Origin of the sequence: Clostridium sp. CMCC3677 (assembly GCF_023845585.1) — a bacterium.
Lineage (GTDB): Bacteria > Bacillota > Clostridia > Clostridiales > Clostridiaceae > Clostridium > Clostridium aquiflavi.
In genome coordinates this window covers 170,164-186,216 of the sequence record NZ_JAMQHS010000009.1, presented here as the reverse complement: position 1 = coordinate 186,216, position 16,053 = coordinate 170,164, and the positions used below count along the sequence as shown (strand labels likewise).

The window sequence follows — 16,053 nt, the reverse complement described above, 5'->3', positions numbered from 1 at the left end:
TAATTTTAATCAGACAAAATTTAAATATAATTTTGTATTCTTTAATAGTACTCATCATACCCTTAAAACACGGTATTCTAGAAGTTATTCTTAAATTTAAGATTTTTATAATTTCCTAAAGAAAAAAATAGTTATCATTTTGTATAATTAAATACACAAAAATCTAACTATTTTTTAATACTTGTATTCTAGATTTTATAAATAATATTAATTATAAGTTAAATTAATATTATTTATAATCTACTATTTTACTTTAAATCTCTTTTTATATGTCTTGGTTTATAAGTATAATCAACTAATACTCTGTTTATTTCATATTGATTGTCACCTTTATGTGCTTGTCCCTTTTTAACGGTAAATGCCATACTATATCCTGCTTCTTTAACAGCTTTTAAAGTCTCATCGTTATAACTACCAGAAGGATATGCAATAAAGTTAATATTTTTACCTGTTATATTTTCAAGCTTAATTTTAGATTCTTTAACTTCTTTTAATTGTTCATCATAATTTAAAGTTGAAAGCTCTCTATGAGTAAGTGTATGACCTTCAATATCAATCCCATAATCACTCATCTCTTTTACCTGTGAAGGTAACAAATATACATCACCATCTAAATAATTACCTATTATAAACATAGTTGCATTCATTGAGAATTCTTTAAGAATAGGAAATGCATTTGTATAATTATCTTTATATCCATCATCTAATGTTATAACTACACTTTTCTTAGGAATTTCCGCTCCATTATATAGGTAATCATATAACTCATGTAATGTTATAGTTGTATAACCTGCATCTTTTATTGCTTGAAGATGCGTTCTAAATAAATCTTTAGATACAACTAATGGATCTTTCTTAAATTCATCTCCAATAGAATGATATCCTAAAACAGTAACCCCCATATCCTCACTTGTAACATCTATACCTTCAAATGGATTTTTAATATCTTTACTTTCTAATACATCTGAATTTTCAGTTTCTAATGCTGGAACAATTTTTCCTTTAGTATTGTTTTTAATTTGAAATGTAAATAAAGAAACAATTAATAATAATATTATTACTAATAATCCTTTCAAAATTTTATTTTTTTTATTCTTCAAAACTTACCTCCTAAAAATATAAAGTTAAACTATACCTTTTGGTAATTAAAATATATTTTTTATATTAACTTCTCTAAATAAGCCCTAAGATACTAGATTTTTTAATTCATCAACATAGTCATTAGATTATTTAAGTTAAAAATTTTATTTGTTTCAAATATTTCTGCTAATGTTTCTAAATTCTCTTCTGAATGTTCAATATCTTTAGAGTACATATGCATTATATCTATCTGATTATCTTTATTAAATCTATATCCATTCTCACACCATCGTACAACATCTAATTCTTTAATAATTAGATAGCTAATAAGTGCAAGTTTTACTTTCGCAATTACATCGTAGTCATAGATAGATTTCATAAAATATCTAAATATAAAATATACCATTAAATGTTCATATTCATACATTTTATTTACATAATATTTATCAAATTTATTATGTTTATCCATATAAAACGTAACATTATGTTCTTCATCATAAAAATATTCTGTAGTATATTTTAAAACGTTAGGCCATTCTTCATTTATATGATCAATATCTTGATATACTTTTAAACACTCAAAAATGTTTTTATATTTTTCTATATTTTTTGCTTTGTAATTATCTAATTGATCTATTAATTTTTTTATAAATGTATTATCTGAATACTTATGTCTAATACTTGTTATTTCAGATATTTTATTTGCATCTATTTTATCTTGAATTTCTTTTGCAAAATTAAGAATTATTGCCATTCTTTTATTTAATTCAATAGATCTATCCTGTAAAATATCTATGAACATTTTTCTTGAGCTAATTATTTGAATAAACATATCATAACTAATATCATTATATGTACATACCATTTCATCATTTTCTTCTAATTCAAATTCAACTTTTTTAGAATTATTTAAGATTATTCTAGCTGCTTCTGGACATGATAACGAAATCCCTATTTCTCGTGTACTTCCATACTCTTCAATAAATCTTGGATATTGTTTGCATGTATTGCATAATCTCTCTTTTCCAAGATTAATATATATATCACATTTCTTATATTTATTTAAGAAAGAGCAATTATCTCCTTTTAATACAAAAATATTTTCTCCGTCTTCATCTGTAACTATTTCATTTTTCAACCTATCTCCAAATTCATCATTTACAGTTTTATAATAATCATATGTTTCATCATCTATCACAATTTCCCATCCTGCACAACATGTATCTTCACACTCTGATGCAATACATTCAAAATCCTTATAATAATCTGGTACTCTTATCCTCATTTTTCTACCTCTTGTTTTTATATTAATAAAATTTACTATATAATTCTATCATAACTTCACAAAATTCCCAAAATAAAAAAATTATAAAACCATCTCTTTTTAATTACAATACTTTACAAGCTCAAACTAGGAATAATAGTGTGTTGTATAATTATTTTTTATTCTTTAGATGTACTCATCATACCTCTAAAATACAGTATTCTATAAGTTATCCACAGATTTTTAAGTCTATATAATTTCCTAAAGAATAAAAAACATTTCAACAAACCTACTTAATTTAGATTTTGTTGAAATGCATATTAACTTATTTAATATTATTCAAATTCTATAGTTGCAGGTGGTTTTCCTGTACAATCATACATTACACGGTTAACACCTTTTACTTCATTTACAATTCTAGTTGTTACTTTTCCAAGTACTTCCCATGGAAGATCTGCGCTTTCAGCTGTCATGAAATCACTTGTAGTTACAGCACGAAGTGCAATTGCATAATCATAAGTTCTTTCATCTCCCATAACGCCTACTGAACGCATATTAGTAAGAGCTGCAAAATATTGACCAATTTCTTTATCAATACCTGCCTTTGCAATTTCTTCACGATAGATTGCATCTGCATCTTGAACTATTTTAACTTTTTCAGCTGTTACCTCTCCAATAATACGTATTCCAAGACCTGGACCTGGGAAAGGTTGTCTAAACACCAATTTTTTAGGTATTCCAAGTTCTAATCCAGCCTTACGAACTTCATCTTTAAATAATAATCTAAGAGGTTCTATTATTTCTTTAAAGTCAACATAATCAGGAAGTCCTCCAACATTATGGTGAGATTTTATAACTGCTGATTTTCCAAGACCACTTTCAATTACATCTGGATAAATAGTTCCTTGAACAAGATAATCAACTACCCCTATTTTTTTAGCTTCTTCTTCAAATACTCTTATAAATTCTTCACCAATAATTTTTCTCTTTTGTTCTGGTTCTTCTACGCCAGCTAACTTTTCATAAAATCTTTCTTGTGCATTTACACGAATGAAGTTTAAATCATACTGACCATTAGGTCCAAATATTTCTTCAACTTCATCGCCTTCATTTTTACGAAGTAACCCATGATCAACAAATACACATGTTAATTGCTTTCCAACAGCCTTTGAAAGCATTACTGCTGCTACTGATGAATCAACTCCACCTGATAATGCACATAATACTTTACCATTTCCAACTTTTTCGCGAATTTCTTCAATTGTCTTCTCAACAAATGAATCCATTTTCCAATCTCCAGTGCATCCACAAATATTATATACAAAATTTGAAAGCATCTTTGTACCTTCTTTTGTATGCATAACTTCTGGATGGAATTGAACTGCATATAAATTCTTATCTTCACATTCCATAGCAGCAACAGGACAAACAGGGGTATTACCTATTACTTTAAATCCTTCTGGTGCTTTTTCTATGTAATCAGTATGACTCATCCAACAAATTGTTGAAGGTGATACTCCTTCAAAAAGCTTAGATTCTACCTTTACATCAACTTTTGTTTTTCCATATTCACTTACAGGTGCAGTTGCCACTTTTCCTCCAAGCATATGAGACATAAGTTGAGAACCATAACATATACCAAAAATAGGTACTCCTATTTCAAATATAGCTTTATCACATAAAGGAGAATTTTCACCATATACGCTGTTTGGTCCACCTGTAAAAATGATTCCCTTAGGATTCATTTCTTTTATCTTATCAACACTTAAATTATAAGGATGAACTTCACAATATACATTACACTCTCTCACTCTTCTAGCAATTAATTGATTATATTGTCCTCCAAAATCTATAACTAAAACTAAATCTCTCTTCATCATTTCCTCCTAAATTGTTCTTTATAAATTTAATTATCTAACAACTAAGAACATTACTCAATAAAAATTAATAATTATATATATTTTTTATTGTCCTACACTATAATTTGGAGCTTCCTTAGTTATATTTATATCATGTGGATGACTTTCTCTATATCCTGATGCTGTTTGAACAACAAATCTAGCAGTTTCATATAAAGTATCTAAATCCTTTGAACCTAAATATCCCATTCCTGATTTTATTCCACCTATTAATTGGAATATTGTATCTGAAACATATCCTTTATACGCTACTCTACCTTCAACACCTTCTGGTACTAACTTTTTGTTTCCATCTTGGAAATATCTATCTTTTGATCCACAAGCCATAGCTGCTAATGAACCCATTCCTCTATATACTTTATAACTTCTTCCTTGATATATTTCCATTTCGCCTGGTGCTTCTTCACAACCTGCAAACAATGATCCCATCATTGCTACAGATGCACCTGCTGATAAAGCTTTTACTATATCCCCAGAGTACTTTAATCCACCATCAGCAATTACTGGAATTCCATATTTTTTACCAACTTCTGCACAGTCCATAACAGCAGTTAATTGAGGTACTCCAACGCCCGCAACTACTCTTGTAGTACATATAGATCCAGGACCTATACCTACTTTAACACAATCTGCTCCAGCTTTTATTAAATCTTCTGTTGCTTCTGCTGTAGCAACATTTCCAGCTATAACTTGTAATTCTGGATGCTTATTTTTTATTTGTTTAACAGCTTCCATAACTCCTCTTGAATGACCATGAGCAGTATCTACTGTAATAACATCTACTTTAGCTTTTACTAATGCATCTACTCTATCCATCATGTCTGCTGTAACACCAACAGTAGCTCCACATAATAATCTACCATTTTCATCTTTTGCAGCATTAGGGAATTGTTTAGCTTTATCAATATCTTTAATTGTTATTAATCCCTTTAAATTTCCTTCTGAATCAACTAAAGGTAATTTCTCTATTTTATGTTTCTTTAAAATTTCCTTTGCCTCATTAATAGAAGTATTCTCTGGAGCTGTAATTAAGTTTTCTTTTGTCATAACTTCAGATATTTTTTTAGTAAAATCAGTTTCAAAAGTCACATCTCTATTTGTAAGTATACCCACTAATTTACCATTTTCAGTTATAGGTACTCCAGATATCCTATATTGAGCCATTAAGTTTTCAGCATCTTGAAGTGTATTTTCTTTTGATAAAAATATTGGATCAGTTATGATTCCATTTTCTTGTCTTTTTACCTTATCTACTTCTTTTGCTTGCTCATCTATGCTCATGTTTTTATGGATAATTCCGATTCCACCTTCTCTTGCCATGGCAATAGCCATTTTAGATTCTGTTACTGTATCCATTGCAGCACTCATTAAAGGTATATTTAAAGATATTTTCTTAGTTAATTTTGTCTTTACACTTACCTCTCTAGGTAATATTTCTGATTTATTAGGTACTAATAATACATCATCAAATGTATAAGCTGTTTTTATTATTGTAGCCATAATTATGCCCCCTTGATTTTTATATTTCATATTTTTTGTTTTATGAATTTTTTCTTGCATTTTTTTCATATTTTTATGTATAAAAAAAAACGCATCAACCCCGTAAGTGAAGTTAATACGTTAATATATTTTAAATATACTAATATATTAATATCACTCATAGTCAGAAATTTAAGGTTTCCGGTAGATACTCCTTGCCATATCCAAGGTATATACGAGTTTTAAAATATTTTCTTTGTTTGATTAAAAATATTATAATGTATGCTATGCCCAAAGTCAATGAAATTGAAATTAAAATTGCAAAAATAGAAAAATTATTTTATTTAACCGATTTCATTAATTAATTGTAGATAAATCTAATATTTCACTATCCGTTTTTAATTTAAATTCTTTTCCATTTAACACATCATAACAATTTTGAATTGTTGTAGTTAAATCCAAATTATTAAATTCAACACCTTCTAAATATTTATTTACACTTTTATCTTCTTTAATATTAGATATATTTTTAGTTTTTTCATAATTGGACGAATGTGTTAAATTATATGATTCTACTGCCATTACAACTTTTCTACATTGATCTAAGACCTTAGTTTTTTTAGCTTCATTTATATATCCAGTTACTTTAGGTAAAATAGCAGTTGCTAAGATTGTTATAATAGCCATTACTGCTATAAGTTCCAATAAAGTAAATCCCTTATTCTTCTTATACTTATCATTTAAACAAAATTTGTTTTTCATAATATTATCCTCCAATAATTAAAATATAATTATTTTAATTATTGCTATCTAAGTTAGTTAATATACAAATTTTGTTAATATATCTCTAAATAAAGCTATTTTCAAATAAATACTTACCTAAAACTAGATTTCATCAGCTTTTCAATCTTAAAAAGTTATATAATTTTCTATACACAAAAGAGACTACCAAAGTTAGGTAGTCTCTTTTTATTACATTAATACATGCCGTCCATTCCCATTCCTGGTGCTGGCATTGCTGGTTCTTTTTGAGGAATATCAGCAACTGCAGCTTCTGTTGTTAAGAATGTTGCTGATACTGATGCTGCATTTTGTAAAGCTGATCTTGTAACCTTAGTTGGGTCAACAATACCAGTCTTTATCATATTTACATATTTTCCATATAGAGCATCATATCCAGTTCCTACTTCACTATTTTTAACTTTTTCTATAATAACAGATCCTTCAACTCCAGCATTACTAGCTATTTGTCTTAATGGTTCTTCTAATGATTTTACAATTATTTTTATACCAAGTTCTGTATCTTGAACATCAGATGTTAATTTTTCAACTTCTTTTATTACATTAATATATGCAGTTCCGCCACCTGGTACTATTCCTTCTTCAACTGCAGCTTTTGTAGCAGCTAAAGCATCTTCTATTCTAAGCTTTCTTTCTTTTAATTCTGTTTCAGTTGCAGCACCGACTTTGATTACAGCAACTCCACCAGCAAGCTTAGCTAATCTTTCTTGTAATTTTTCTTTATCAAATTCAGAAGAAGTTTCTTCTATTTGAGCTTTTATTTGTGATATTCTATCTTTTATGTTTTCAGGATTACCTTTACCATTAACAACAACAGTATTGTCTTTACTTACTTTAACACTCTCTGCTTGACCAAGCATGTCAAGAGTAACTTCTTTTAAATCTCTTCCTAATTCTTCAGCAATTACTGTTCCACCTGTTAATATAGCTATATCTTGAAGCATTTCTTTTCTTCTATCACCAAAGCCCGGTGCTTTTACAGCTACACAAGTAAATGTTCCTCTTAATTTATTTACAACTAATGTTGCCATAGCTTCGCCTTCAATGTCTTCAGCTATAATCAATAATTTCTTACCACATTGAACTATTTGTTCTAATATAGGTAATATTTCTTGAATATTTGAAATCTTCTTATCAGTTATTAAAATATATGGATTATCTAATATAGCTTCCATCTTTTCTGTATCTGTAGACATATAAGGTGATACATATCCTCTATCAAATTGCATACCTTCAACTACATCTAATTCTGTTCCCATAGATTTAGATTCTTCTATTGTAATAACACCCTCATTACCTACTTTTTCCATAGCATCAGCTATTAACTTACCAATTTCTTCATCTGCTGCTGAAATAGCTGCAACTCTTGCTATATCTTCTTTTCCTTCTACTGGCTTAGAAATTTTCTTAATTTCTTCTACTGCTTTTTCAACAGCCATTCTTATACCATTTCTAATTAACATAGGATTAGCCCCTGCAGTAACATTCTTTAAACCTTCTCTAATAATAGCTTGAGCTAATAAAGTTGCTGTTGTTGTACCATCTCCTGCAACATCATTGGTCTTTGTTGCTACTTCTTTAACTAGTTGAGCTCCCATATTTTCATATGGATCTTCCAATTCTATTTCTCTTGCAATAGAAACACCATCATTAGTTATTAATGGTGAACCAAATTTCTTGTCTAAAACAACGTTTCTCCCTTTTGGTCCTAATGTTACCTTAACTGTATCAGCAAGTTTATCAACTCCAACTTGCATAGATCTTCTTGCATCTTCTCCAAATTTCAACATCTTTGCCATTTATACCACTCTCCTATTCAACTATTGCTAATATATCATCTTGTTTTAATATCATATATTCTTCACCGTCTAATTTTACTTCAGTACCAGAATATTTAGAATATAAAACCTTATCTCCTACTTTAACTTCCATTTCTATTTTTGTACCATCAACAATACTTCCTGGACCTACTGCTACAACTTCTGCTTCTTGTGGTACTTCTTTAGCAGTTCCAGTTAAAACTATACCGCTCTTTGTCTTTTCTTCTGCTTCTAATCTCTTGATTACTACTCTATTTCCAAGTGGTTTTATTCTCATATAAGTCCCTCCTATATTTTAAATATTAAATATTTTTTAATTAACTATTAGCACTCGATAGCATTGAGTGCTAATACAATTATTATAATATCCTTTATGACCATATAATTCAAATATTTTTTATAATATTATATAGCTTTATAAGTTTAAAATTTGTAATTATATATATATTGCTCCTATTTACTTATATTTTCTCTTATTTTCTTTTTTAATTTCAATAATATGTTTTTGTGTATTATTTCTATTTATGTATTTTATTGTTTCATTGTATTTTTATTAATAAAACTAGCCTATTAATTAGTTTTTACTTCTAACAATTAATATATACATTAATATTTAAGGCATCATTAGCTTAACGATAAATTAGGATATTAAATATATCAATGATTTTATTTAATATCCTAATTTTCTTATCACATTATTTCTTCTAAATCTTCTAATAATTCTTTTCTATCTTTAGCTGCTTTTTTAAAATCATATTCTTTACTCAATTTGTATGAAGTAAAATCTTTTTCTATGTTAGGATAATTAACACCTGGTATTGTTGAAAATCCCATAGAAAAATCTTTAAGCGATATCCCTGCTTCTTTAGTTACACAGTAATTCATAAACGCTTCAGAAGCCTTCTTATTCTTTCCATCCTTTATTTTAGCTATAGGACATATTGTCCATCCTGTATTTTCTGGAACAATAGATTCTACATTAAATCCTGAATTTCTAACTATAAGTTGTTGATTTATAAAGTTTACCGTTATTAAATATTCCCCCACTCCAACTTTTTTAGCTGGCGTAAATCCACTATCAGTAAATTTCCCTACATTATTTTTCAACTTCTTAAAAAATTCCAATGCATTATCTTTTCCCATAGTTTGTACTAAGTAAGATAAAAAAGTATATCCTGTTCCTGATGTCCTTGGATCAGCAAGTACTATCTCACCTTTAAATTTAGGATTTATTAGTTCCTCTATTGTTTTAGGTTTCTCAACATCTTTAAATTCTTCATTCCATCTTTCTTCATTTATAGCTATAGATAAAGCCTCAACGTATAATCCTATCCAATACCCATCACTATCCATATACTCTATAGGGATTTCACTTGAACTGTTTATAGTATATTTTTCTAGACAATCATTCATTTTTAATAGTTCAACAGCATCAGCTGTTCCCCCTAAAAATATATCTGCTTCTCCTAAAATTTCTTTATTATTAATCTTATCAGCTAGTTCTTCTGTTGGATATCTTAAAAATGTATAATTGCACCCAGTTTTTTCTTTAAATCCATCAAGTAAAACTTTAGCTTCATCTTCATTAAACGCAACATAAACTACCAAATTATCATTTTTAAGATTTGGTAGTTCCTTACTACTAGACATATTATTAGAGCATCCATTAAGAATACAAAGCATAAGTAAAATAAATATTAATAAAATACCCCTTCTTTTATTTAACATATTTTTACCTCCAATAAATATTACTGATTAAACAAGTTGTTACATATATTATTCAAATCTCCCTCCATATAGAAGGAATTTACTATTTCATCACCATAATCTCTAACAATTACATAATCATTCTCATAAATATCAAGACTTATTACATCATAACTATTTATATCATCTTCTATTTTATTATCATAAAATTCCTCAGATTCTTCTCTGTAAATTCTAATATGATAATTCAAATCGCCCTTATTAGCTACAGCCCATTCTAATTTTTTATTATCTGTAATTCTTTTTAAATTCATAACTTCATCTTTTATTAAAATTTTATCATTACTACCACACTTTTTAGTATTATTATAAATATCTACAATGGTTATTTTATTCTTATCATTTATAAGTTCTGATAATACTGATGGTGTACAGAAAATATCATTAATGTAATTTTTAATTCTATTTATATATGCAGAACTTTCATTACCACCATAATAAATATCATCTATTCTAAGAGTATTATTTAAATATAATGTACCTTTTTCACCATCCAAATAATATATAGTACCTGTTATTTCATTAAAAGAATTTTCTATTTTTGAATTATAAAAATTATTACTTTTAGGCATAGATTCAACTATGTTCCAAAACTCTTTTATTTCATCATTAGAATTTATAACTAGCTTACCCCATCTTTTACTATATAGTTCTACTTTAACAGGTATTGAATGACTTGAATGCTGCATAACCTGTTCTTTATCATCTAAAATAATTAAATTGTTATAAATGCTACTTTTTAAATATACATATATACTAGCTAACAATATAACTAGTATAACAAATAGATTTATAACTATCTTGTAGTTAAAGTTTATCATAAATTTGTTTCACCCTACTTTGTATAATTTTAAATTGCATGTTTGAAACTTAATTTTACAGTAGTTCCATTTAAGCTACTTATTTCAATTTTTCCAGATTGCTTTTCCATAAATTCTTTACATATTGATAATCCTAGTCCACTTCCACCATATTTTTTTTGTAATGCTTTATGTGCTGTATAAAAATTTTCAAATACATTTTTTAAATCTTCTTTTGGTATACCTTGTCCATTGTCAATAATATATATTATTACATAAGATTCATTATATTCCATATATATATTTATCTCAGTACATTCACTATATTTAATTGCATTATCTAATAAATTAAGTATAACTTGTTCTGTTTTTTCTTTATCTGCATAAACATTTTTGCTAACTAAATTCATATTAAGTTTAATCCCAAATTTACTCATTCTAGGATTTAACATTATTGCAGCACTTTCAACCACAGATTTTATATCAACATTTTCATTTTTTATTTCTATTTCATTTTTATTAAGTCTTGATAAATCAAGAAGTTGTTCAACAAGTTTTAATAATCTATTACTACTTTGCACTATATATTTTACACATTGTTCAATATCTTTTTTTTCTTTTACTCTTAGTAACAAATCTGAATATCCTAGAATTGCTGCTAATGGAGTTTTAAATTCATGAGTGACATTATCCAAAAACCTCTTTTGAGTGTCTTTTTCTTCTTTTAAATTTTCAATCATTATTTCTATATTATTAGACATTATATTAAAAGAATTAGACAAATCTTCTATCTCGTCTTTACTATTTATACTAATTTTCTTAGAAAAGTCTCCAAATGATACTTTCCTTGCAATATTTTTCAGACTAACTATTGGTCTAACTATTCTATTAGAAAATGAATTACTCATTATACTAGAAAATATTATTGCTACTATAGCAAATAAAACCATACTAAGAATCGTATTAGTTATAATTGTATTTTCATTATCAAGATCATATACATATCTTATACACCCTATAGTACCATCTGAATAATAAATCGGGCTTGAAAAGAGTATGTAAGAAGATTCTTCAATTCTTCTTATAATATATGATTTATTTCCTTTTAATGCTGTTACCACATCATCATCTTTGCTTATATTAGGATAATTGTCTGAATCTCCAATTAAAGATGAATTATTATAAATTTGAACCCTAAATTTACAACCATTAGATAAGTATGTTGCAATAAAAGGGCTCATCTCATTCAAAACGTTTTCTACATGAAAATCATCTTCCGTCTCTAAATATTTCATAATAAATGATTGACTTGTATAACTTTCTTTTTTTAGCATATCTATTGAATTATTTATTACTCTACTATACAGAGTATAAATTGTTACTGCATATATACTTAATATAGCTATTATCAGTACAACTATATTCATTATTACTATTTTTCCTTTAATACCCAAATTCATCTATTATACCTCTAACCTATATCCTACTCCATATATTGTTTTTATAACGTCTTCATTTCCTGCGAGCTTTTGTCTAATTCTCTTTATATGAATGTCCACAGCTCTAGTATTTCCTACAAAACTATACCCCCATATCTTGTCCAATAATTCTTCTCTTGTAAAAACTTTATATGGATTTTGCACCATTAATAAAATTATTTCAAATTCTATATGTGTAAATATAACCTCTTTTTCCTCAATAAAAACTCTTCTTTCCGGAACAATTATTTTTATAAACCCTTTTTCTATAATATCATTTGTTTTATTTTTAACTTCATTTTTTCCAATGGCCTTAGCTTTATTTATTCTTCTAGATATAGCTCTAATCCTTAATATAAGTTCTCTACTGTCAAATGGTTTTGTTATATAATCATCAGCTCCAAGCTGAAGACCTAAAAGCTTATTATTTAATTGATCTCTTGCACTAAGTATAATAATTGGAACTTCACTATTTATACCTTGAAATTCATGTATAACTTCAAACCCATCTTTGTCAGGAAGCATTAGATCTAATACAATTAAATCAGGAGATTCACTTTTAAATAGGTTTATGGCATCTATTCCACACTCCGCAGTTATTACTTCATAATTTTCAAATATAAGATTCATTTTTATTAAATTTAATATTGATTCTTCATCATCAACCAACAAAATTTTCATAAATCTACCCCCTAAACATACCTATAATTTATATAATACACCTTTTAATAATTATATAGTAACTTTTTTTTTACTTAATGAATATTTTTTAATATTTTAGTTTAAAAAATATATAATTACGTTTTTTCTTTACATATAATTACCAATTTATTCACAAAAAAAGAAGTCCTAAAAGGGCTTCTTTTTTGAATTAAACTCTATCTTTCTAAATTTATATCTTTATAATCATCTATTTTAGAATTTTCCAATACATTTTTCATGCTTGCTTGCTGATTAATTTTGTTAAATGATGCTTTAGCTTTCATTGGTGATAATATTTTTCCTGACCCATTAATACATCCACCTTCACACATCATTCCTTCTATGAAGTTTCCAGATAATCTCCCCATTTTGGCCATCATCATAGTTTTCTTTATATCAGCTCCACCAGAAACTTTAACTGGTTTAAAATCACACTCTATCCCTTTATCTTTTATATAATTTTCAATAGCAGCAGTTAAACCACCACCAACTCCAAATCCTCTACCAAAGATTGAAGCTTCATCAACAACAATGTCATCAAAGTTAATTGGATCTATATCAAATCCTTCGAATAATGCTAATAATTCCTCAAATGTTAATACATAATCAACAGCATCCTTTATCGAGTCTCTTAAAATTTCTGATTTTTTTGCAGTACATGGTCCAATGAATACTACTTTTGCGTCTTTATCATTAGCCTTTATAAACCTTCCTGCTGCAACCATTGGAGAAACTGTTTCTGATATTCTCTCTACTTGATCTGGCATCATTTTTTCTATATAACTTAAAAATCCTGGACAACATGAATTAGTCATGTATGGGTCTCCATTCTCCATTCTGTGAACAAATTCATTACTTTCATGTACAGTTACTGCATCAGCACCACACGCTGCCTCTACCATATCTGTAAATCCTAATTTCTTTATTGCATTTTTAACTTGTCCATAAGTTGTTTTTGGACCTAATTGCCCAGTTATTGCTGGAGCCACAACAGCATATAAATTTCCAGTGTTAGTTAATTCTTTAACAACTTTAACTAAAAGACTTTTATCTTCTAATGCACCAAAAGGACATGCAGCCATACAAGCACCACAATTAACACATTTTTCTTGTTTTATCATGGCTCTCTTATCACTATTAATATCTAATGCTCCAGTTGGGCAAGATCTTTTACAAGGTCTCATATCTTCTGCAATAGCATCATAAGGACATGCTTTTTTACACATTCCGCATTCTTTACATTTATCAGGATCTATATAAGCTTTACCATCTACATAAGTAATAGCTCCAAAATTACAAACACTTTGACATTTATGTGCTATACAATTTCTACACGCATCAGTTACTTCAAACTTTTTAGTTGGACACATATCACATGCATTCTTTATAACATATAATATTTGTTTTTCATCTTCTATGTTAATTAATTCATCTGTACCTTTTCCATTTGGAATAAATCCAGCTGCTAGTTTCAATCTTTCTAATAATACTTCTCTTTCATGTATTACACTTTCTCTGTATTGAGGTTCATCCCCTGGTAACATATCGTAAGGTATTCTATCTAGATTTTCTTTAGTTATTTTATCTTCTTTAGCTAATCTTACAATATTACTTAATACTTCATGTTTTAACTTTATAAGTTGATTTTCAAATTTGAACATATTACGCACACACTCTCCCAGCAAATTATTATATTAATGTAATGATAGGATAATTATACCATAGTACTAATTAGATTCATGTCATAATCATATTATTCAAATTTTTCTGAATTTGCTATAAAACTTACCAAATTAAAGTTATTATATAAATAACCCTTAACTATTAATTTCTATACCTTTATATTATTTTCTCTTGCATAATAAAATAAGTATTGTTGGGCAAATCCTGATAACTTTCCAAATTTATTTCTTGCAAATACTCTAATTTTATTTAATGAGCCTTCTTCTGCATTATAAAAATGCATCATTGCACGTTTAACCCAAACATCTACTGGAAAAGCTGATGTTTTTCCCATTGAAAACAACATTATACAATCAGCTACCTTTGCACCAACTCCTTTAAATTCTTGAAGAGCTGTATGGCAGTCATCATCACTTAAACTTCTTATATAATTTAAATCATATTTATTTAATATATTTCTTTCATCATCTGATGATTTTGGGTCATTATTAATAGACTTATATATATTTTCAATTGTATCTAATAAATACTTACTTCTAAATGATGCCCCTGTTTCTTTTATCTCATCTAATTTAGCATCTTTTATTTGTTCTATTGTAGGAAATGCATAATATACTTTTCCTTTGTATTCAATTTTGCTTCCCCATTGTTCTGATATTTTATTTACTGTCTTTCTTATAGATGGAATACTATTCCTAGCTGAAATTATAAAGCTAATAAGCATTTCAAATGGATCTTGATTTAAAACTCTAACACCACTTCCAAATTCTATGCTTTGTTTTAATAATTCATCTTTAGATAATTCTTCTTTTATAAGAGAATAATCCCTATCTAAATCAAAATAATTTAACCATATTTCTTTAAACTCTTCTTCCGTTGTATTATATATAAATACATTATCATTTTTTTGAACTAATTCAATTAATTTACCAAATGCAATGACTATAAAATTATCCTCTTCAATTTCTTCAAATCTAAAAACTTGACCACATTCAAAAATATGTTTTAGCTTAAAATTTTTAACCCCTCTTATAATTACACCATTTTTGCTAGTCTCTATACTTTTATAATCCATTAAATAAGATTCTCCTCTCTATTTACAGTACAACTCTGTTTTTAATATGTGTTGATATATGCATAAGTAAAATGGACGGAGTAATTGAACTTAAGAAGACTAAAATGAATATAGTCCAATTTTAGCTTGCTCTCAATATAGAATTGAGACAAGCAGTAAATATGATAATACTCATTAAGAGTTCT

General features: G+C 27.3%; 13 protein-coding genes and 1 riboswitch. All 13 genes read right to left on the bottom strand.

Going from position 1 to position 16,053, the window contains the following annotated elements:
* Positions 1-248 precede the first annotated feature (248 nt).
* A complete protein-coding gene (locus tag NG901_RS12850) occupies positions 249-1,100 on the bottom strand; it encodes a polysaccharide deacetylase family protein (RefSeq protein ID WP_252215282.1) in 852 nt (283 codons plus the stop codon).
* 101 nt (positions 1,101-1,201) lie between these two features.
* Positions 1,202-2,365, bottom strand: coding sequence for a flagellin lysine-N-methylase (gene fliB / locus NG901_RS12845; protein ID WP_252215280.1), 1,164 nt, complete (start codon positions 2,363-2,365; stop codon positions 1,202-1,204).
* A gap of 314 nt (positions 2,366-2,679) precedes the next feature.
* Entirely contained in the window at positions 2,680-4,221 is a 1,542-nt protein-coding gene (guaA, locus tag NG901_RS12840) for a glutamine-hydrolyzing GMP synthase (protein ID WP_252215278.1), read from the bottom strand.
* Positions 4,222-4,308: 87 nt separating this feature from the next.
* On the bottom strand, positions 4,309-5,763 hold the full coding sequence (gene guaB / locus NG901_RS12835) for an IMP dehydrogenase (RefSeq protein ID WP_252215276.1): 1,455 nt from the start codon (positions 5,761-5,763) through the stop codon (positions 4,309-4,311).
* A 140-nt stretch (positions 5,764-5,903) separates the two neighbouring features.
* Positions 5,904-6,001: riboswitch (purine riboswitch) on the bottom strand.
* 98 nt (positions 6,002-6,099) lie between these two features.
* Positions 6,100-6,504, bottom strand: a complete 405-nt coding sequence (locus NG901_RS12830; protein ID WP_252215274.1) for a type II secretion system protein — start codon at positions 6,502-6,504, stop codon at positions 6,100-6,102.
* Positions 6,505-6,719: 215 nt separating this feature from the next.
* Positions 6,720-8,342 carry a chaperonin GroEL gene (gene groL / locus NG901_RS12825; protein ID WP_252215272.1) on the bottom strand — a complete coding sequence of 541 codons (1,623 nt, stop codon included), beginning with the start codon at positions 8,340-8,342 and terminating at the stop codon, positions 6,720-6,722.
* 13 nt (positions 8,343-8,355) lie between these two features.
* A complete protein-coding gene (gene groES, locus NG901_RS12820) occupies positions 8,356-8,640 on the bottom strand; it encodes a co-chaperone GroES (protein WP_252215270.1) in 285 nt (94 codons plus the stop codon).
* Between the two features lie 413 nt (positions 8,641-9,053).
* Complete coding sequence (locus NG901_RS12815) at positions 9,054-10,091, bottom strand: ABC transporter substrate-binding protein (RefSeq protein ID WP_252215269.1); 1,038 nt, start codon at positions 10,089-10,091, stop codon at positions 9,054-9,056.
* 20 nt (positions 10,092-10,111) lie between these two features.
* Positions 10,112-10,951 carry a DUF3919 family protein gene (locus NG901_RS12810; protein ID WP_252215267.1) on the bottom strand — a complete coding sequence of 280 codons (840 nt, stop codon included), beginning with the start codon at positions 10,949-10,951 and terminating at the stop codon, positions 10,112-10,114.
* Positions 10,952-10,980: 29 nt separating this feature from the next.
* Positions 10,981-12,390 carry a sensor histidine kinase gene (locus NG901_RS12805; RefSeq protein WP_252215265.1) on the bottom strand — a complete coding sequence of 470 codons (1,410 nt, stop codon included), beginning with the start codon at positions 12,388-12,390 and terminating at the stop codon, positions 10,981-10,983.
* Between the two features lie 3 nt (positions 12,391-12,393).
* Positions 12,394-13,089, bottom strand: coding sequence for a response regulator transcription factor (locus NG901_RS12800; protein ID WP_252215263.1), 696 nt, complete (start codon positions 13,087-13,089; stop codon positions 12,394-12,396).
* Between the two features lie 197 nt (positions 13,090-13,286).
* Positions 13,287-14,771: a 4Fe-4S dicluster domain-containing protein gene (locus NG901_RS12795; RefSeq protein ID WP_252215261.1), complete on the bottom strand. Its 1,485-nt coding sequence runs from the start codon at positions 14,769-14,771 to the stop codon at positions 13,287-13,289.
* Between the two features lie 170 nt (positions 14,772-14,941).
* A complete protein-coding gene (locus NG901_RS12790; protein ID WP_252215260.1) occupies positions 14,942-15,868 on the bottom strand; it encodes a DNA-3-methyladenine glycosylase family protein in 927 nt (308 codons plus the stop codon).
* Between the last annotated feature and the right edge of the window lie 185 nt (positions 15,869-16,053).